Annotated in this window: 17 protein-coding genes; 10 read left to right on the top strand and 7 right to left on the bottom strand. The window is 72.7% G+C overall.

Annotation, left to right across the window (positions count from 1 at the left end; translation table 11 throughout):
- Positions 1–60: 60 nt before the first annotated feature.
- On the top strand, positions 61–561 hold the full coding sequence (locus N5D62_RS24955; protein ID WP_279760704.1) for a DUF1203 domain-containing protein: 501 nt from the start codon (positions 61–63) through the stop codon (positions 559–561).
- Between the two features lie 83 nt (positions 562–644).
- Here N5D62_RS24955 and N5D62_RS24950 read toward each other — a convergent pair whose 3' ends face one another.
- Complete coding sequence (locus N5D62_RS24950) at positions 645–2,240, bottom strand: FAD-dependent monooxygenase (RefSeq protein WP_279760703.1); 1,596 nt, start codon at positions 2,238–2,240, stop codon at positions 645–647.
- A 360-nt stretch (positions 2,241–2,600) separates the two neighbouring features.
- Between N5D62_RS24950 and N5D62_RS24945 the strand changes: the two genes are divergently transcribed.
- Entirely contained in the window at positions 2,601–2,867 is a 267-nt protein-coding gene (locus N5D62_RS24945) for a helix-turn-helix domain-containing protein (RefSeq protein WP_279760701.1), read from the top strand.
- The gene (locus N5D62_RS24940; RefSeq protein WP_279760700.1) at positions 2,851–4,083 is read left to right on the top strand and encodes a type II toxin-antitoxin system HipA family toxin; all 1,233 of its coding nucleotides are present in this window, start codon (positions 2,851–2,853) and stop codon (positions 4,081–4,083) included. The genes N5D62_RS24945 and N5D62_RS24940 overlap by 17 nt, the downstream gene beginning before the upstream one ends.
- 31 nt (positions 4,084–4,114) lie before the next feature.
- Here N5D62_RS24940 and N5D62_RS24935 read toward each other — a convergent pair whose 3' ends face one another.
- The 6 genes from N5D62_RS24935 to N5D62_RS24910 form a co-directional block, all read right to left on the bottom strand.
- Positions 4,115–5,923 (bottom strand): retroviral-like aspartic protease family protein, encoded by a 1,809-nt coding sequence (locus N5D62_RS24935; RefSeq protein WP_279760699.1) that lies wholly within the window; start codon positions 5,921–5,923, stop codon positions 4,115–4,117.
- Between the two features lie 167 nt (positions 5,924–6,090).
- Complete coding sequence (locus N5D62_RS24930) at positions 6,091–7,881, bottom strand: retroviral-like aspartic protease family protein (protein ID WP_279760698.1); 1,791 nt, start codon at positions 7,879–7,881, stop codon at positions 6,091–6,093.
- A 127-nt stretch (positions 7,882–8,008) separates the two neighbouring features.
- Positions 8,009–8,899, bottom strand: coding sequence for a sialate O-acetylesterase (locus N5D62_RS24925; protein WP_279760696.1), 891 nt, complete (start codon positions 8,897–8,899; stop codon positions 8,009–8,011).
- A 92-nt stretch (positions 8,900–8,991) separates the two neighbouring features.
- On the bottom strand, positions 8,992–10,026 hold the full coding sequence (locus N5D62_RS24920; RefSeq protein ID WP_279760694.1) for an acyltransferase: 1,035 nt from the start codon (positions 10,024–10,026) through the stop codon (positions 8,992–8,994).
- Complete coding sequence (locus N5D62_RS24915; protein WP_279760716.1) at positions 10,023–11,228, bottom strand: pyridoxal-dependent decarboxylase, exosortase A system-associated; 1,206 nt, start codon at positions 11,226–11,228, stop codon at positions 10,023–10,025. The genes N5D62_RS24920 and N5D62_RS24915 overlap by 4 nt, the downstream gene beginning before the upstream one ends.
- Before the next feature lie 91 nt (positions 11,229–11,319).
- Positions 11,320–12,927, bottom strand: a complete 1,608-nt coding sequence (locus N5D62_RS24910; protein ID WP_279760693.1) for an acyl-CoA ligase (AMP-forming), exosortase A system-associated — start codon at positions 12,925–12,927, stop codon at positions 11,320–11,322.
- A 141-nt stretch (positions 12,928–13,068) separates the two neighbouring features.
- Here N5D62_RS24910 and N5D62_RS24905 point away from each other — a divergent pair, with 141 nt between their 5' ends.
- From N5D62_RS24905 to N5D62_RS24875, 7 genes are all read left to right on the top strand, one after another.
- A complete protein-coding gene (locus N5D62_RS24905; protein WP_088382204.1) occupies positions 13,069–13,320 on the top strand; it encodes a phosphopantetheine-binding protein in 252 nt (83 codons plus the stop codon).
- Positions 13,321–13,348: 28 nt separating this feature from the next.
- On the top strand, positions 13,349–14,230 hold the full coding sequence (locus N5D62_RS24900) for a hydrolase 2, exosortase A system-associated (RefSeq protein WP_279760692.1): 882 nt from the start codon (positions 13,349–13,351) through the stop codon (positions 14,228–14,230).
- Complete coding sequence (locus N5D62_RS24895) at positions 14,227–15,171, top strand: hydrolase 1, exosortase A system-associated (protein ID WP_279760690.1); 945 nt, start codon at positions 14,227–14,229, stop codon at positions 15,169–15,171. The genes N5D62_RS24900 and N5D62_RS24895 overlap by 4 nt, the downstream gene beginning before the upstream one ends.
- 12 nt (positions 15,172–15,183) lie before the next feature.
- Entirely contained in the window at positions 15,184–16,086 is a 903-nt protein-coding gene (locus N5D62_RS24890; protein WP_279760689.1) for a hypothetical protein, read from the top strand.
- The gene (locus N5D62_RS24885; RefSeq protein ID WP_279760688.1) at positions 16,083–17,288 is read left to right on the top strand and encodes a DegT/DnrJ/EryC1/StrS family aminotransferase; all 1,206 of its coding nucleotides are present in this window, start codon (positions 16,083–16,085) and stop codon (positions 17,286–17,288) included. Before N5D62_RS24890 ends, N5D62_RS24885 begins: the two co-directional genes overlap by 4 nt.
- Positions 17,289–17,312: 24 nt before the next feature.
- Positions 17,313–18,578 carry a glycosyltransferase gene (locus N5D62_RS24880; RefSeq protein ID WP_279760715.1) on the top strand — a complete coding sequence of 422 codons (1,266 nt, stop codon included), beginning with the start codon at positions 17,313–17,315 and terminating at the stop codon, positions 18,576–18,578.
- The coding region (locus tag N5D62_RS24875) for a GNAT family N-acetyltransferase (protein WP_279760687.1) at positions 18,575–19,624 on the top strand (1,050 nt) is incomplete at its 3' end. The genes N5D62_RS24880 and N5D62_RS24875, both read left to right, overlap by 4 nt.

Genomic DNA, 19,624 nt, shown 5'->3' with positions numbered 1-19,624 from the left:
CGCGGCGTTCCCTATCGTGAGGGCCATCAACGACTCCGACGGCCACCGCGCCGCGCTCACATGGACTTCCGCATCCTGGGTCTCGACCCCGCTCCGTTCCGCCCGATGTTCACGATGACCGACGAGATGCTGCGCGCCATCGGCGTGCTGCGCGTGCGCATCGACAGCCCGCGCTCGGCACCGGACCGCATCACGCTCGATGACGCCGCGCCCGGCGAGACGGCGCTGCTGATGAACTACGTCTACCTCGACGTCGAGACGCCCTATCGCGGCTCGCACGCGATCTACATCCGCGAGGCCGACGACGCCGACCGCTTCGACCGCGTCAACGAGGTGCCGAAGGCGCTGCGCGGCCGGTTGCTGTCGGTGCGCGGCTTCGACGCGACGGGGATGATGGTCGACGCCGACCTGATCGAGGGCAACGACATGGAATCGCTGATCGAGCGGCTGTTCGCACACCCGGAGGTGGACTACCTCCAGGTGCACTTCGCCAAGCGGGGCTGCTACGCCGCCCGGGTGGAGCGCTGGCGCGCGCCGGAGCCGACGCTGGCGACGGTCTGAGACCGATCGCATGGCTCAGCGTCGGTCGACCAGCAGCAAACTGACCAAGCCGAGCAATACGAGCCAGGCCACGTCAGACCCGATCAAGCAAGCGCGGCGACCTGCCGCAGCACGGCAATGAGCGTGGCGGCCCGGTCGTCGACCGGTCCGTCGCTCCGCCAGGCAACGATGCCGTCGGGCCGCACCAGCGAAGCGCCCTGCCCGCTCACGCCGAATCGATCGCGGAACGCGCCGGGCTCGACGAAGGTCACGCCGTGACCGACATGCACGGCATGAATCGTGAGGCCGGCAATCCCGGCCACCGACCCCGTGGCTTCGACCGCTTCGACTGCCCTGACGGCCTCGATCCAGCCGGCGTCCTCGCTGATCAGCGTGAAGCCGCACGTGAACAGGTCGATCGTCGAGATCGTGGCCTCGCCCTGTTTCACCCAGGCATGCGGTGCACGCACGCCTGGCTGGCCAGCCCAGGTGTCGGGATGCGCCGCCGGCGGCAGCTCGTCGACCGCGCCGATCACGGCCGCGGAGCGATGCAGCTGACCCAGCTCCATCGCAGCGTTGCCGATCAGCGCCACGTCCTTCGGCGGGTGCGCGATCCGCTTGGCGTAGTCCGGCCGAGCGAAGGTCTGCTGGTGCCGCAGCCAACCGATGGGGCGGCGCTCCTCGTGATGGCTATCGAGCAACGCCGGTCGCGAGCGACCGGACAGCACGATCTGCAGCTTCCACGCCAGCGTGTAGACGTCGTCGATGCCGGTATTGGCACCGAAGCCGCCGCGCGTCGGCGGCAGCTGATGCGCCGCATCGCCCGCCAGGAAGATCCGCCCCTCGCTGTACCGCGTCGCGATGCGCCCGGCCATTTCCCAACGACCCGTCGTGATGATCTCGAAGGGCATGCGCTCGCGCGACTGGCCCAGCGCGCGTTCGATCGCGCGCACCAGCTCGGCCTCGTCGCGCTCGGCGTCGTCGTTGAACATCAGCACCCAACGGCCGTCGTGGTACGTCGTCAGGAAGGCGCGGAAACCCGGCTGGTCGATCTCGAACTGCTGGAAGCCGCGGTCGAGCACCGCATCCGCGCCAGCGCACCGGAACATCACGCTGCGCATCGTCCCGAAGGCGCCGACGCCCTCGCGGGCGATGCCCAGCCGCTCGCGGATCGGGCTGCGGGCGCCGTCGGCGGCGATGACGTACTCGGCCAGGACCTGGAAGCGGCGCAGCGTGTCGCGCTCCATCAGGTCCAGGACCACGCCCTCACCGGTCTGGTGGAACGACACCAGTTCGGTGCCGAGCATCAGCCGCGCGCCGAGCTCGACAGCCCGCTCGCGCAGGATCGGCTCGAGCTTGTCCTGCGCGATCGCGGCGCCGGTGCATGGCGACAGCTCGGGTTCGGTGCCGGCGTCCTCGCCCGGCGTCCAGGAGGATTCGGCGGACCAGGCGCCGGTGAGGCTCTCGACGCTCACGCGCCGCAGCCGCAGGCCGGGCTCGACCTGCGGGATGCGGTCGCCGAGCCCGACGGCGCGGAACTGCTCGAGCGTGTGTTCGGTGTAGCCGATCGCGCGCGGGTGCGGCGAACTGCCGCGGTGTTTCTCGATGACGACGGCGGGCACGCCGCGCGCGGCGAGGAAGACGGCGGCCGACAGGCCGACCAGGGAACCGCCGATGACGGCGACAGGAATGCGTTGCATGGGGATGCGTCCTTGAACGAATCGTGCGCGAGGCACTGATCAGGACGTGGGCGGCATCCCGCCGGGGCGATGTCGACGAACGCGGCGCGAGCGCGGGCCCGGCCGATGCGGTCTTCCTCCATGACCCGACGAGAAGACGACGCACGTCCGCCTTCTTGTCGTGGTCCGCGGCCCCGGCGCAACCGGGGATGGAATTTGGCGACGGGCCCGATTGGCATCGGACGGCGTCGCTGACCGGGGCTCACCACGCCGGTCCACCTTTTTCGACGGGCGCGAGTATGCCGGCTTCGGCAACTTCTCGCTTGACTTTGAATGTATCGAATACCATACTTATTCGCTTAAAAGCATCGAATTCGATACATGGCCGATTTCGAAACTGGGCTGCTTCATTTGGCGCAGTCGCTGAAGGCGATGCGCTTGGAACGCGGGTACAGCCAGTCCGCCCTGGCGGAATTGGCGGGCGTGCCACGGCTCAAGGTCGTGCAGATAGAAGCCGGCAAGCCCGGCGTGGCCGTCTCCGCCTATGCCCGCGTGGCGGCGGCCATGGGAGGCGAAATGCGCGTGGTGCCGCAACAGCGGCCGACCTTGGACGAAATCCGGGAGCTGTTGAGTGACGACCTTGCCTGAGGCCTCGCGCAAGACGCCGCACCAGCTCTCCGTGCATGCGCCGGAGGGCCTGTGCGGCCACCTCCGCCGGGAGGGCGACTACCTGTTCACGTTCGCACCCGACGCGACCGCCGATCACGCGCCGGCGCTGACGATGCCGCCGCGCGCCCGCCCCTACGAACAGGCCACGCTCCATCCGATCTTCCACATGAACCTGCCCGAGGGTTTCGTCCTCGAGCAACTGCGCCATCGACTCGCGAAGACAAGCGGACTCGATCCGCTGCTGCTGCTGAGCGTCATCGGCTCGCAAGCGCCGATCGGGCGCCTGCGCTACGCGCTGGACGGACAAGCGAGCCAGCCGCCGACCGTTCCCGGCGAAGGCGAGCGGTTGGCCGACCTGCTCGCGGCCCGCGGCACGCGAGAACTGTTCGCGCGCCTGGTCGAGGACTACCTGCTGCGCAGCGGCGTCAGTGGCGTGCAACCGAAAGTGCTGGTGCCCGAACGCGGCGGCATGACGCCCGAGTTCAAGGCCGCCCTCCCCACGTCCGACCTGATCGTCAAGTCGGGACTCGACGAGTTCCCCGGCCTGTCGATCAACGAGTTCGTCTGCATGACGGCCGTCCGCCGGGCTGGCGTCCCGGTCCCCGAGTTCTTCCTCTCGGACGACGGCGAACTCTTCATCATGCGCCGCTTCGATCGGCCGCCCGACGGCCGGGTGCTGGGCTTCGAGGACATCCTGTCCCTCACCGGAGCGTTGCCGGACCAGAAGTACCGGGGGTCCTACGAGCTGATCCGGCGCGTGCTGAATCTGTATTGCTCTCCGCGACTGGCGAAGCAGGCGACCCGGCAGCTTTTCGACATGGTCGTGTTGTCCTGCATCCTGGGCAACGGCGATGCACATCTGAAGAACTTCGGCGTGCTGTACGACCGCATCTCCGGCGAAGTCGGCATGGCGCCCGCTTACGACATCGTCTGCACCCGCGTCTACATCCGCGAGGACAACCTGGCGCTCAACCTGGACGGCAACAAGAGCTTCTTCGCATCGCGCCTGGGGTTGCTCGAGTTTGGCCGGTCCTGCGACATGACCCGCGCACAAATCGACGCCCGGATCATCGAACTGGCCAAGATCGTCCTGGCGACGCTGAACGACCTGGCCCCCTTGGTGGCCAAGGTCGACGGCATGCACGAGATCGTCGAGGTCGAGGCCAGGCGCTTCCTCGAGACATTCGAGCGCTGAGCGCCGCCGCGCACGGCCACCCGGACCGCCGTCACTGCGCCGTCGCTCCCACCCCCGCGGGAATCAACGCCTCGAACCCCGCCTTCCTGGCGTTGTCGTCGATCGCCGGCAGCAGCTTGCGGGCGGCCGCCAGGTCCTCGCGCCCCTTGTCCGCGTCGCCCAGCTTCAGCAGCGCCAGCCCGCGCCCGTACAGCGCCCACGGCAGGCGCTTATGCTCGATCGACTGGTCGAAGGCCTTCCTCGCGCGCGACGCGTCGCCCTGCCGCAGCCAGGTCCAGCCGAGGAAGGACCGGTAGGTCGCCTCACCGTCGTCCAGGTCCACCGCCTCCTTGCAGTCGTCGATCGCCCGCTCGATCTCCAGGTTCATCCGCGTGCGCATCCAGCAGCGCTCCGCATGCATCGACGCCAGGCGCAGGTCGCGCGGGTGGCTCTTGATCCAGAGATCGAATTGCTTGAGCGCCTGCGGCGCCTCGTTCCGCCGCGCGTGCAGCACCGCCAGCTGCGAGCGCAGGTTGGAGCCCGGCGGCAGCGCCTCGTCCAGCGCCGCCAGGTCCGCCACGGCGCCCTCGCGGTCACCGCCCGCGCCGCGCAAGGACGCGCGCCGCAAGCGCGCTTCCGCCAGCGCCGGATCCAGCCGCAGCGCCTCGTCCAGGTCGGCCAGCGCCTCCTTGGGCTGCTTCAGCGCCTGTCTCACCCGCGCGCGGGAATCGAAGTACGCCGCCACCGTCGGCGCCAGCGCGATCGCCTTGTCGAGATCCTCCAGCGCCTTCGCGGGCTCGTTCGCCACCAGCGACGCATTGCCCCGGCGCGCGAAGCCGTCGGCGTCGTCCGCCGCGATCTCCTCGGCCTTGGCCGCGTACTTCTGGTCGTAGTCGTCCCCCGGCTGGCGCCCCTTGGCGAAGATCGGCCCGCCGTTCCAGGTCGCGTAGACCTTGCCCTGCAGCCGCGACACGTAGACCCGGTGCGACAGGAAATAGTCCAGCCCCAGCAACATGCCGTAGTCGTTGTCGCTGACGTCGGTCACCCGCATCCGGTTGTTGCGCACCTTCTCGCCGCCGAGCTCGAACAGGTCCACGTTGGCCGTCCACTCGCGCGCGAAGTCGGTGCCCGCGCCGCCGGTGCGGCCCGCGAGCTTCATGTCCGCTTCCGCGATGCCCGCCTTGCGCGCCGAGCGGATCATCAGCGAGGTCGTCGGCGCGCCGGTGTCCATCAGCGCCTCGACCTTCTGTCCGTTGACCTGCACCGGCACGCGCACCGCGCGGTCGTTGCGGCTGATCTGGATCAGCGGCGCCTCGATCACCGGCGCCTCGCCCGCCCAGTAGGCCAGAGACGTCCTGGCGCAATCCCCCTTTGGGAACACCAGGCGCACCATGCCGTGGGCCAGGTCGTACTCGGTGTCCGCGATCGACAGGAAGTTGCGCCCCAGCACGCCCATGATCCCGGCGTTGATCTCGTTGCCGCCGACCAGGAACTCGACGCCCGGGATCTCCGCCTGCTCGATCGTCACGCTCTTGACCGTCGTGACCTTGAGCGCCTGCACCGCGCCGGTGATGCCGTAGACGCGCAGGTTGGACGGCGCCGGCCGCAACCGCAGGTCCAGTTGCCGCGCGCTGGCCTCGCTCAGGAAGCTGTAGAACGCGCCGCTGTCCACCAGCAGGGGCACCGGCACGCCGTTGATCTTGACCGTGGCCACCGGCCGCGACTCGACCAACCGGACCGGGATCGCCATCGTCTCGACCTGGCAGCGGTCAGGCGCCGGATCCGGCGCGGCGAAGGCGGTCGTCATGGCCGTGGCGGCCAGGGTCAGCGCCATCAGCGGCGCGAATCGGCAAGCGTTCAATCGTCCCTCCCCGGGCGGTTCCGCACGGGCCTCGGACACCCGTCGCGACCCGGGACGATACGCCGTCCGGCGGCGTTCCCGCTCCCCTCCGTGGAGGGAATTTCAGGGGAAGCGCGACACGCCGTGGCGCGTGGCGCCCGGGTCCTGACGGCCGCTTGCGGACTGGCTCACGGCGCCTTCACGAGCAAGGCCTCGAAGCCCATCGCCCGGACCGCCTCGTCGATGTCGGGCGTGAGCCGCCGCGCGGCCTCGAGGTCGCGCTCGGCCTGACGCGCGTCGTCCAGCCGCCGCAGCGCCAGGCCGCGCCCGTACAGCGACCATGCCAGCGCCTTGCGCTCCAGCGCCTGGTCGAAGGCGCGCCGGGCGCGCGCGGCGTCGTTCAGGCGCAGGTAGGTCCAACCCAGGCTGTCGCGGTACTCGGCCGAATCGCCGTCCTTGTCGACCGCCGCGCGGCAGTCCTCGAGCGCGCGCGCCAGGTCCTCGCCCCGACGCGTGCGCAGCCAGCAGCGCTCGTTGAGCGCGCTGGCCAGTCCGGCGTCCTTCGGATGCGTGTCGATCCACAGCGTCCATTGCCGCAGCGCCTCCGGCTCGCGCGCCAGCCCCAGGTAGACCCGCGCCATGCGGGCGCGCAGGTGCGAGGACGGCGGCAGGTCCGCGTCCAGCCGCGCCAGGTCCGCCGACGCCTGTTCCCCGTTCCCGGCCCGCAGCCGCGCCGCCGCGCGCGCGATGCGGGCATCGGCCAGCGCGGGGTCCAGCGCCAGCGCCTGGTCCAGGTCGGCGAGCGCGCGGCCCGCGTCGTCCTTCTCCAGGTGGATGCGCGCGCGCACCAGGAAGTGCCCCGCCACCGTCGGCGCCAACGCGATCGCGCGGTCCAGGTCCGCGAGCGCGCGCGTCGTGTCGCCCGCGGCCAGCGCCGCCGCGCCGCGCCGCGCGAGCCCGTCGGCATCGTCGTCCGCCGGCCCCTTGGGCACGACCGCCAGCCGCGTGTCGTAGGTCCCGGCGCGGTCCGTCCCCTGCGCGAAGACCGCGCCGCCGTTCCAGGTGATGTAGACCTGCCGCTGCGTCCGCGACACCAGGATCCGGTGCGACAGGAAGTAGTCCAGGCCCAGCAGCATGTCGTCGTCGAACGCGGTCGTGTCGTCGACCTGGAACACGTTGTTGCCGACGCGCTCGCCGCCGAGCTCGAAGCTCGCGAAGCGGCCGGTCCAGGCCCTGACCTGGCCCTGTCCCGCGCCGCCGGTGCGGCCAAGCTCGGTCAGGTCGTCCTTCTTCAGGCCGACGCGCAACGCGGCGCCCAGCGTCAGCGAGGTCTTCGGCGCGCCGGTGTCCATCAGCGCGAACAGGCCGGTGCCGTTGACCCGCGCGCGCACCCGCACCTGGTGGTTCTCGTTGAGCCCGTCGGTCTCCAGCGGCACGACGACGACCGGCGCCTCTTTCGGCGCCCAGTACGCCATGTCCACCTTGGCGCAGTCGCCCTTGGGGAACATCAACCGCACCACGCCGTGCGCCAGGTCGTACTCGGTGTCGCCGGCCGACAGGATGTTGCGGCCCAGCACGCCCATGATCCCGCCGCCGATCTCGTTGCCGCCGACGATGAACTCCAGCTTGGACAGCGTGCCGCCGAGCAGCCCGACCTTGTCGACCCGCGTCCGGTAGGCCTCGATGCGGCCGGTGTAGCCGACCAGCCGCAGCCCGTCGGGCAGGTTGAGCTTGGGCAGTTGGAGCTGCTCCGCCGTGGACGGCGCCAGCATGCTGTAGAAGGCGCCGGAGTCCACCAGCATCGGCACCTCGACGCCATTGAGCGTCAGCGTCGCCACCGGCCGCGCGCCGACCATGCGCACCGGGATCTCGAAGGTCTTCAACTCGCACGCGGCCCGCGCCGCCGGCGCCGCGCTCAGCGCCAGTCCCGCCGCCAACGCGGCGCCCAGCGCCCGGGCGCTCATCCATCCCTTGTTCATCGTCGCTCCCTCGTCATGGCCCCGTCGACCGGGGCTCGTCGTCATCGTCGTCGTCTCGTTCTCGCCCGGCCGTCTTCCGTCCGGGCTCCTGCCGTCCAGCCGCCCGCCATCGAGCGGCCGCGCGGGTTCAGTCGTTCTTCCCTGCCGCCGGCTTGAGCGCCTGGGCCCACAGCGCCGCGGCGCGCGCGGTGCCGTCGACGGTGAAGTGGCAGCCATTGCGCATCGGCAGGCTCAGCGCGTCGGTGTCGGGCCCTTCGCGGAAGCCGCTGCCCGGGATCACCAGCAGCTCCCGCACCGCCTCGCGCACCTGGCCGCCGTCGTGCGGCGGGCAGTAGGTGGAACGCGCGATCCACCACGGCGCGTCGACGCCGCGCGCGGCGATCCCGGCCCGCAGCGCGGCCAGCGCGTCGCGGTAGTCCGCCATCGCGGTGCGGTCCCGCGCGTCGGCCTCGCCCTGCTGCCACAGCACCGCCGCCACCGGCCACCGCGTGCCCTTGATGCGATCGACCTGCTGCTGCCAGTAGCCGCGCAGCGCGCTGTCCGGCGCGGTCCATTCCGCGATCGAGCTGCCCTCCACCGCGATCACGCTCCAGACGATCGGATGTCCCTGCCAGCGGCCGCCCAGCGCCTGGTGGACCGCCGGCCACAGGCTGCCGCCGGTGCCGGTGCCGCCGGGCACCGGCGCGCCGGCCATCCCGCAACCGCCCAGGTGCAGCACCGGCATCGGCGGCACCGGCGCGGCGGACGGCGGGATCGGGTCGGCATGATTGGCCGCGTTCGACTGGCCCAGCACCATCACGACGACCGGCTGCTCGTTGCCGAAGGCCGCGCCGCAGTCGGGCGCGGTCACCGGCATGTCGTGGATTGCCGCGAGGCGCCGCGCCAGGTCGTCCGCGGGTGTCTTGCCGGTCGACTCGCGCAGCATCGCCACGCCGGCGGCGATCATGCCGGCGCAGGACAGCAGCGCCACGGCGCCGATCGCCAAGGGGATCCAGGAGGGCTTGTGTGCTTCGCTCATGCGCGGGTCGTGGGGTCAAGGGGCCGGGGAGCGCGCATTGTGCGCGCGCCGGCGGGCGTCACGGGCGAAGGCGCGCCCGGTCGCTCGCCGGATCAGCCTTGGGCCGCCGCCGCCTCGGGCCGCGGCTGACGCGCGCGGTAGCGGTCGCGGATCCAGCGCATCGCCGGCTGCTCGACCAGCTTGGTCAGGCCGTGCGCCAGCGCCGCCGACAACGCCATCGCCAGCGCGATCGCGACATGGACCTCCACGCCCCAGGCCTCCAGGCGGCGCAGCACCGCCCAGCCGATGTTCTCGTGCAGCAGGTACAGCGTGTACGAGATCGTGCCCAGCCACAGCAGGACCGGGTGCTCCAGCCAGGTCCAGCGTCCGCGCGCGGCGCCGTACAGCACCGCGAAGAACACCGTGGCCAGCGCCGCCCAGTGCCAGCCGTCGACGATGCCCATCACCGCGATCGCCGCCACGGCCAGCGCGCCGTCGCGCAGCGAGGCGGCCTCGTCGCGGGCGAGCCGGTAGATCGACACGCCCAGCGCGAACCAGCAGATGTAGGGCAGCAGCAGCCAGCGCTGGCCGAGCCACGGCAGGTCGATGCCGAAGCCGGCCTGCATGCCGGCGTAGACCAGCCGCAGCGCCATCGCGCCCACCAGGAAGCGCCACAACCCGGTCGCGCCGCCGAGGCGGAAGCTCAGCAGCGCCCAGGCGTAGAACAGCAGCTCGACCTCCAGCGTCCAGTACACGCCGTCCACGTGCGCGACGCCGAAGAAGCCCTGCACCATCGTCGTGTTGACCAGCAGCACGTCCCAGCCGACGGTCTTGCCGGGCAGGCCGATCGCGTGCGTCAGCGCGAAGGTCAGCACCAGCGCGCCCCAGTAGGCCGGATACAGCCGGCTGAAGCGCGAGACGACGAAGTCCATCGGCCGCGCGGTGCGCTCCAGCGTCATGAAGATGACGAAGCCGCTGATCATGAAGAACAGGTTGACCCCGAGGTAGCCGTGCGGGAACGAGATCCAGGGCGCCTCGACATGGCCGTAGAGCTGGCCGTAGCGGGTCGTGTAATGGAACAGCACCACCGCCAGCGCCGCGATGCCGCGCAGGGCATCGAGCTGCGCCAGGCGCGCGCCGGTGGTCACACCAGGACCTCCGCGGCACCCGGATGGCTCAGGAAGCCCTGCGGGCTCGCCGTGATGCCGTAGGCGCCGGACTGGAACACGACCACCAGGTCGCCGGGCTCCGCGCGGGCCAGGCTCATGCGCTCGCCCAGCAGGTCCAGCGGCGTGCACAGCGGGCCCACGACGGACACGCCGGCTTCGGCGGCCTCGCCGACGCGGTTGCCGATCGCCACCGGGTAGTTCTTGCGGATGACCTGGCCGAAGTTGCCTGAGGCCGCCAGGTGGTGGTGCAGCCCGCCGTCGGTGACCAGGAAGACCTGGCCGCGCGAGACCTTGCGGTCGACCACGCGGCAGACGTAGACGCCGGCCTCGCCGACCAGGTAGCGGCCCAGTTCGACGACCAGCTTCGCCTGCGGCAGCTCGACCGCGGCACGCTCGATCAGCGCGGCGAGGTTGGCGCCGATCGGCGCCAGGTCCAGGCGCTGCTCGCCCGGGAAGTACGGGATGCCGAAGCCGCCGCCGAGGTTGAGCACCTTCACCGGCGCCGGCGCGTCCTTGGCGAGCCGCAGCGCCAGCTCGAAGCTCTTGAGCTGCGCCTCGACGATCGCCTCGGGCTTCAGGTTCTGCGAGCCGGCGAACAGGTGGAAGCCCTCGAAGCCGAGGCCGGCCTCGCCGATGCGGGCCAGCAGCTCGGGCACCTGCTCGGCGTCGACGCCGAACTGCTTGGGCCCGCCGCCCATCTTCATGCCGGAGGACTTGAGCTCGAAGTCCGGGTTGACGCGCACGGCGACCCGCGCCGCGTAGCCGGTCTCGGCGCACAGCGCGCGCAGCAGCTCGACCTCGCGGAAGGACTCGAGGTTGATCAGGATGCCGGCGGCCAGCGCCTGCTTCAGTTCCAGCGCGCTCTTGCCGGGACCGGCGAAGCTGATCTCGCGCGGATCGGCGCCGGCGTCCAGCGCCACCTGCAGCTCGCCGGCCGAGGCCACGTCGATGCCGTCCACCAGCGTGGCCAGGTGGCCCACCAGCGCCGGCATCGGGTTGGCCTTCATCGCGAAGTGCAGCTCGAGCTTCGCGGGCATCGCGGCGCGCAGCGCCTCGACCCGGCGCGTCAGCAGCGCGCGGTCGTAGGCGTAGAACGGCGTGCGGCCGATCCGGTCCGCGAGCCTCGTCAGCGGCTGGCCGCCGATCAGCAGCACGCCGTCGCGCGCGGCGAACTGGTCCATCGGCACGTGTTGGGGGGCGGCCTTGGCGGGCGCGGCGGAGGGCTGGTCGTCGGTGCTCACGGTGCGGAATGCGGCGCGGGTCGCGCGCCGGTCAATGGGCGTCCTGCCGCGCCACCCAGTCGGTGCTCAGCAGCTTGCGGTCGATCTTGCCGTTGGGGTTGCGGGGCAGCGGGCCGGCCTGCGACTCGATGCCCGCGGGAATCATGTAGGCCGGCATGCGCGCCTTGCACGCGGCCAGCAGCGCCGCGGCGTCCAGCGCCTGGGCGCCCGCCGGCGGCGTCGCGATCACCTGGATCGCCTGCCCCAGCGTCGCGTGGTCGACGCCGAAGGCAACGCACTCGCCCACCAGTTGCGTCGCGTACAGGATCTCCTCGACCTCGGTCGGGCTGACCCGGTAGCCCGAGGTCTTGATCATCTCGTCGCGCCGGCCGATGAAGTACAGGAAACCCTCGGCGTCGCGGCGCACGTTGTCGCCGGAGAAGACCGCGTACTCGGGCAGCTGCAGCCCGGCTTCGCGGCCGGCCGCGCCGGCGGGCAGCAGCTTGTAGCGCTCGGCCGTCTTCTCGGCATCGTTCCAGTAGCCCATGCCGACCAGCGCGCCGCGGTGCACCAGCTCGCCGGGCTCGTCGACGTCGCAGGGCGTGCCGTCCTCGCGCAGCACCAGGATCTCGGCATTGGGGATCGCCTGGCCGATCGAGTCGGGCCGGCGGTCGACCTCCTCGGGCGGCAGGTAGGTCGAGCGGAAGGCCTCGGTCAGGCCGTACATCAGGAAGGGTTGCGCGGACGGCGCGCGCTGGCGCAGCAGGTTCAGCGTCTCGCGCGGCATGCGCCCGCCGGTGTTGGCGAAGTAGCGCAACTCCGCGTCGATCGCCGCCGGCCACTCCAGCTGCGCCAGCTGGATGTACAGCGGCGGCACGGCCGTCAGGCCAGTGATCCGGTCGCGCTCCATCGCCTTGAGCACGTCGCGCGGCATCAGGTAGTTCAGCAGCGTCACCGACGCGCCGGCGTGGAAGGCCGTCGTCAACTGGCTGAAGCCGGCGTCGAAGGACAGCGGCAGCGCCGCCAGCAGCCGGTCCGAGGGCCGGTTGCCCAGGTAGCTGGCGACGCTCTTGGCGCCGGCCACCATGTTGCGGTGCGACAGCACGACGCCCTTGGGCCGGCCGGTCGAGCCCGAGGTGTACAGGATCGCCAGCATGTCGGTGTCGATGACGCGATGGCCCGCGCGGGCCGGGGCGTCGAGCAGGTCGCTGTAGCGGTGCCAGCCGTCCGGCGCCGCGTCGGGCGCCGGGTCCACCAGCACCACATGCCGCACCGACGGGCATTGCGCCAGCACCGGCCGCAGCGCGGCGAGCCGGTCGCGCGAGGTCACCAGCACGCGGACCTCGCAGTCGCGCACGATGAAGCCGACCTGCTCGGCCTTGAGGATCGGGTTGATGGGGACGAAGACGCCGCCCGCGGCCGGGGCGGCGAAGCTGGCCACGACCGTCTCCAGCCGCTTGTCCAGGTAGATGCCCACGCGCTCGGCGCGCTGCAGGCCCAGCGACAGCAGGCCGTGGGCCAGCGCGCGGACCTGGCCGGCGAGCTCGGCGTAGTCCATCGCGCGCGCGCCGTCGCGCAGCGCCGGCGCCGCCGGATCGCGCTCGGCGCTGTGCCAGATCAGGTGCGGAAGCAGGTGGCTGTCGGTGGCGGATGCGGTCACGGTGTCGTCACTGTACGGTGGCGAAAAAAGTATCTCACGCGCCCCCGCGGCAATCCCTCACGAACGACCCTCGATCCCCTTGGGATGGGGGGGCGCCCCAGGGGTTCTCCCAGAGGGCCACAGTTAAGATCCGCCCCGATCATGAACACCCAACAACACCTGCTCGCCATCCTCGACGACGTCCTGAGCCTGGAAGGCCGCGCCAAGGACTTCACCGTCGACACCGCGCTGCTGGGCGCGATCCCGGAGCTCGACTCCATGGCGGTCGTCAGCCTGATCACCGCGCTCGAGGAACAGTTCGGCATCGTCGTCGACGACGACGAGATCGACGGCGCCACCTTCGCCACGGTGGGCGCCCTGCTGGACTTCGTGAACGGCAAGCTCGCCGCCTGAGCGGCCAGCGCCGCCGCGCCCCGTCGCCATGGCCGCCGCCTCCACGCCGTTCTTCCTGGACGCCGGCGCCCGCGGCCAGCGGCTGTGCGTCCACCACCCGGCCGCCGGCGCCGTCCCGCGCGGCCAGCTCCTGCTCCTGCCGCCGTTCGCGGAGGAGATGAACAAGTCCCGCCGCATGACCGCCCTGGCCGCGCGCGCCTTCGCCGCCGCCGGCTTCGAGGTGCTGACGATCGACCTGCTGGGCTGCGGCGACAGCAGCGGCGACTTCGGCGACGCGACCTGGCGGGACTGGCTCGACGACGTCCGCCTCGCGGCCGCCTGGCTCGACGAGCGCGCCCAGCCCGGCGCCGACGGCGCCAGGCCGCCGCTGTGGCTCTGGGGCCTGCGCGCCGGCGCGCTGCTGGCGCCGGCCGTCGTCGACGCCCTGCCCGGCCGCGCGATCTCCCTGCTGCTGTGGCAGCCGGTGACCGGCGGCAAGCTGCAGCTGCAGCAGTTCATGCGGCTGCGCGTGGCGGCCGACCTGATCGGCGGCCAGGCCAAGGGCGCCGTCCAGGCGATGCGCGACCAGCTGGCCCGCGGCGAGCCGGTCGAGATCGCCGGCTACCTGCTCGCGCCCGCCCTCGCCGACGGCCTGGAGGCCGCGCAGCTCAAGCCGATGCCCCGCGTGACGCGCGTCGCGTGGCTGGAGCTGTCCCCGCGCGAGGGCGCGACGCTGACGCCCGCGGCCTCGATGGCCGTCGACGCCTGGACCGCGCAGGGCGCCCAGGTGCGCGCGGCCGTCTGCCAGGGCCCGTCCTTCTGGGCCGCCACCGAGATCGAGGAAGCCCCCCGCCTGATCGAGGCCAGCCTCGCCGCCCTGAACGCCGGCGAGGACTTCGCCCACCGGCCCGCCGAGGCGGTCCCCGCATGAGCGCGTCGACCGCCCCCGCCCACCGCGATCGTGTCCTGGGCATCGATTGCGAAGGGCATGCGCTCGTCGGCCTGCTGAGCGAGCCGGTCCGGCCGGCGACGCCCACGGACGCCGCCGACATCACCGACGTCGAATCCGTCCGCGACGCCGACACCGGCGTGCTGCTGCTCGTCGGCGGCCCGCAGTACCGCGTCGGCAGCCACCGCCAGTTCACGCTGCTGGGGCGCGCGCTGGCCGGCGCCGGCGTGCCCTGCCTGCGCCTGGACCATCGCGGCCTGGGCGACGCCGGCGGCGACCAACGGTCCTTCGACACGCTGGACGCCGACATCGCCGCCGCGATCGACGCCTGGCAGCGCGAGCGCCCGGCGCTGCGGCGCGTGGTGCTCTGGGGTCTGTGCGACGCCGCGTCGGCGGCGCTGCTGTACGTCCACCGCCGCCGCGACCCGCGCGTCGCCGGGCTCTGCCTGGCCAACCCCTGGGTGCGGACCGAGGCCAGCCTCGCCCGCACGCAGGTCAAGCACTACTACCTGGACCGGCTGCGCCAGCCGGCCTTCTGGCGCAAGCTGCTCAGCGGCCGCGTCGGGCTGGGCGCGGTGCGCGAACTGCTGGGCAAGCTGGCGCAGAGCCGCGCCGCCGCGCCCTCCGCCGCCGCCGGCGCGCCGGGCGCGGCCGACACCCGCCACTACACCGAGCAGATGGCCGACGGGCTGCGCGCCTTCGGCGGCCCGGTGCTGCTGATCCTGTCCGGCGACGATTACGTCGCCAAGGAATTCCTGGACCGCTGCCGCGACGGCGGCCCCGCCTGGCACGGCCTGCTGGCCCGCCCGGGGCTGCGCCGCGAGGACCTCGCCGACGCGGACCACACCTTCTCGACCGCCGACTGGCGCGCGCAGGTGGAGCGGCTGACCGCCGGCTTCGTCCGCGACGCGCTGCCGGCCTGACGGAGCCCGCCCATGACGACGACCCGACCGATGCCTCGACGCTTCGCCCGCCTCGCGCGGCTGCCCCGCCCGCTGCTGCGCGCGGCCCGCGCCGCGCTGCTGGGCCTGTGCGCGCTGAGCGCCACGCTGGCCATCGCGCAGACCGCCGGCGGCTGCGGCCCGCTGGAGAACAACTTCGGTCCCTACGACTACCGCGACTACAAGGACGCGCCGGAGAAGGACCCGCACACGGGCACCAGCTCCAACCTGTTCCTGGTCGAGAGCGCGCACTTCCTGGAGACCTGCGAGGCGATGGTCTATTGCGCCGCCGGCACGCCGGGACGCGAGTTCGACTACACGCTGCGCGCCTTCCCGAACCACCACCGCGCGCTGGTCGCGATGATCAAGCTGGCCGCGCGCAGCCGCTCCGACAAGGCGCCGGAGGCCCGCTACTCGGTGCCCTGCTACTTCAACCGCGCGATCCGCTTCCGGCCCGACGACATCGTCGTGCGCCTGATCTTCACCGTGTACCTGAAGGACACGAACCGGATGGACGCCGCCCGCGAGCAGCTCAAGGAAGCCAAGGCGCTGGCGCCGACCAATCCGTTCAGCCAGTACAACCTGGGCATGGTCGCCCTGGACCTGGACGACACGGCCACCGCGGTCGAGTACGCGCGCAAGGCCTATGCCGCCGGCATGACGCAGCCCGCGCTCAAGCAGCGGCTGATCGCCGCCAAGCGCTGGACGCCCGAGGACGAGGCCGCCTCCCAGCCCGGCGCCGCCGAGGCCGCCCAGGCGGCATCGGCCGCGGCCAGCGGCGCGTCGGCTCCCGCCGCGCCGGCCACGCCCGCCTCCGCCGCCCCTGCCGCCCCTGCTGCCTCCTCCTCGGCCCCCGCGACCGCCGCCCCTCCGGCGTCCGCCCCCCGCCAGCCGTGAGCGCCTCCCGCCTGCCCGCGCCGCGGCTGCCCGTCGTCGGCTGGAACACCTTCTCCGGTCCGCTGGAGGCGGCGGTGCCGACGCTGCTGGCGCACCCGCGCCACGTGCTGACCACCAGCGGCCGGGCCGCGATCCTGCTGGCGCTGGAATGCCTGGCCGTCGGCCCGGACGATGTCGTGCTGCTGCCGACCTACCACTGCCCGACGATGGTCTCGCCGGTGAAGACGCTGGGCGCCGACGCGGTCTTCTATCCGATCGACGAGCGCGGCGCGCCGCGGCTGGACTGGCTCTCGGCGCACGCGCCGGCGCACACCAAGGCGCTGCTGGTGCCGCACTACTTCGGCCTGCCGCAGCCGATGGACGAGGCGCGCGCCTGGTGCGACGCGCGCGGCATCGCGCTGATCGAGGACTGCGCCCACGCGATGTTCGGCCGCGCCGGCGCGCGGGCGATCGGCTCCTGGGGCGACGTCTCCATCGCCAGCCTGACCAAGTTCTTCCCGACGCCCGAGGGCGGCATCCTCGCGCTGAACCGCGCCGGCCTGACGCTGCCGGCGCTGACGCCGGCCTCGGCGATCGAGCAGGTCAAGGCCGCCTCCGACATCCTGCACATGGGCGCCAGCCACGATCGGCTGACCGGGCTCAACGGCCTGATCCGCGGCGCCTTCACGCTCAAGAGCGCGCTGCGCTCGCTGCTGCGCGGCGGCGCGCCGGGGCCGGGCGCCGCGCCCAGCCGCCATGGCGAGCTCGACGAGGCCGAGGAGATCGACGCCAACATGGCGCTGATCGACCTGCCGCTGTCGCATCGCGCGCTGACGCGCGCCAGCGGCTGGATCTCGACGCGGGTGCCGCGCCGGCGCATCGTCGAGGCGCGCCGCCGCAACTACGCCTTCTTCACCGAGGCCTTCGCCGACCGGCCCGGCGTGCACGCGCTGCTGCCGGCGCTGCCGGCGGACTGCGCACCCTACGTGTTCCCGCTGTGGGTGCGCTCGCCCGATCCGGGCTACCTGGAGATGCGCAAGCTCGGCGTGCCGGTGTCGCGTTGGGACCGGCTGTGGCCCGGCGTGCCGGCGCTGCCCGGCGACGCCGGCAAGGCCTGGTCGCACCACGTGCTGCAGCTGGCCTGCCACCAGGACCTGACCGACGCCGACCTGCGCCGCATCGTCGAGCAGGTCGAGCGGCTCTATATCGCGCCCGCGCGCTGAGGCCCGGCGATGCGGCGCGTGCTCATGGTCTCCTTCCAGTTCCCGCCGATGGCGGGGACCAGCGGCGTGCAGCGCGCGTTGCGCTTCGCGCAGCAGCTGCCGGCGCTGGGCTGGTCGCCGAGCATCCTGACCGCCCATCCCCGAGTGCACGCGCACACCGGCGACGACCTCGTCGGCGAGATCCCCGCCGGGCTGCCGGTGCGCCGCGCCTTCGCGCTGGACGCCGCGCGGCACCTGGCCGTCGCCGGCCGCTATCCGGGCGTGCTGGCGCGGCCGGACCGCTGGCACAGCTGGCTGCTGGGCGCCGTGCCGGCCGGGCTGAAGCTGATCCGCGAGACCCGGCCCGACGCGATCTGGAGCACCTACCCGATCCCGACCGCGCACCTGATCGGCTACTGGCTGTCGCGCCTGAGCGGCCTGCCCTGGGTCGCCGACTTCCGCGACCCGATGGCCCACGACGGCTATCCGGCCGATCCGGTGCTGTGGCGCAGCTTCGCCGCGGTCGAGCGCAAGGTCTTCGCCCAGGCGGCGCGCTTCACCTTCACGACGCCCGGCGCGGCGCGGCTCTACGCCAAGCGGTTCCCCGCCGCGGCCGAGCGCATCCGCGTGATCGAGAACGGCTACAGCGAGGACGCGTTCCAACAGGCCGAGCGCGCCGCGGCGTCGACCGCCCGCGACGCGGCCGCGACCGCCGCTCCGCGCGTGCTGCTGCACAGCGGCGTCGTCTATCCCGACTGGCGCAGCCCGGTGCGGCTGTTCGAGGCGCTCGCCGCGGCCAAGGCCGCCGGCCGCGTCGATGCCACGCGGCTGCGGCTGCGCTTCCGCGCGACGGCGCATGACGATTTCGTCCGCGACCTGGCCGCGCGCCACGGCGTGGCCGACCTGGTCGAGCTGGCCCCGACGCTGCCCTACGCCGACGCACTGGCCGAGATGCTGCGCGCCGACGGCCTGCTGCTGCTGCAGTCCAACGACTGCAACGACCAGATTCCGGCCAAGGCCTACGAATACCTGCGCGCCCGCCGCCCGGTGCTGACGCTGGCCGACCCCGCCGGCGACACCGCCCAGTTGATGCGCCGCGCGGAACTGCCGCATGGCGCGGCGCTCGAGGACGGTCCCGGCGTCGCCGCCGCGCTGGACCGTTTCCTGGACGACCTGTTCCACGACCGCGCCGCGCTGCCCGCGCCGCGGGCCGTCGCCGCGGCCTCGCGAGAGTCCCGCACCGGCGAACTCGCCCGCGTGCTCGACGAGGCCTGCGCCCCCCAGATGCCCACCGCCGAGGCCCGCCCATGACCCCGACGACTTCGAACTCCCTGTCCTGGACGCTCGTCCCGCTGCCCGACGCGGCCGCCTTCGCGCCGCATGCCGCCGCGTGGGACGCGCTGCAGGCGCGTGTCGCCGGCCTGCCCTTCCTCGAGAGCGCCTTCCTCGCGCCGCTGCTGACGGTCTTCGGGACCGGCCGCGAGCGGCTCGCGCTGCTCGGCGATCCGAAGGCGCCGCGCGCCGCCGCGATCGTGGCGCCGGCCGGCACCGGCCAGTGGACGACCTTCCAGCCCTCGCAGCTGCCGCTGGGCGCCTGGCTGAGCCCGGCCGGCGAGGCGCTGGAGCCGCTGGCCGCCGTCCTGCTGCGCGCGCTGCCCTTCCCGGCGCTGGCGCTGGGGCTGACGCAGCTCGACAGCCTGTACCACCCGCGCGCGGCCGACGGCGCGCGCTGGCGCGGCCAGGACTACATCGACACCGCCTGGGTCGACCTGCAGGGCGACTTCGAGACCTACTGGGAAGCGCGCGGCAAGAACCTGCGCCAGAACCTGCGCAAGCAGCAGAAGAAGCTGGACACCGCCGGCACCGCCACGCGCATGGACTGCCTGACGCGGCCCGAGGACGTCGCCGCGGCGCTGACCGACTACGGCCGGCTCGAGGCCAGCGGCTGGAAGGGCCAGGAGGGCACGGCGATCGCGCCGGGGCATCCGCAGTACGAGTTCTACCGGGCGATGCTCGAGGCCTTCGCGCGCGACGGTCGCGCCCGCATCTACCGCTACCTGTTCGACGAGGTCGTCGTCGCGATGGACCTGTGCATCGAGTCGGGCGCCAAGATCGTGATCCTGAAGACGGCCTACGACGAGGCGCACAAGGCCGTGTCGCCGTCGACGCTGATGCGCCAGCAGCAGTTCCAGCAGCTGTTCGAGGCCGCCGCCGCCGGCGGTCCGATCCGCCGCATCGAGTTCTACGGCAAGGTCATGGAGTGGCACACCCGCTGGACCGCCGACGCGCGGCCGGTGCACCACGCGACGCTGTACCGCTGGGGCTGGCTGCCGGCGCTCAAGCGGCGGCTGCGCGGC

The sequence above is a fragment of the Mitsuaria sp. GD03876 genome, assembly GCF_029840635.1.
Lineage (GTDB): Bacteria > Pseudomonadota > Gammaproteobacteria > Burkholderiales > Burkholderiaceae_C > Roseateles.
Note: the sequence above shows the minus strand (reverse complement) of the source record. Positions and strands in the feature narration are given on the sequence as shown.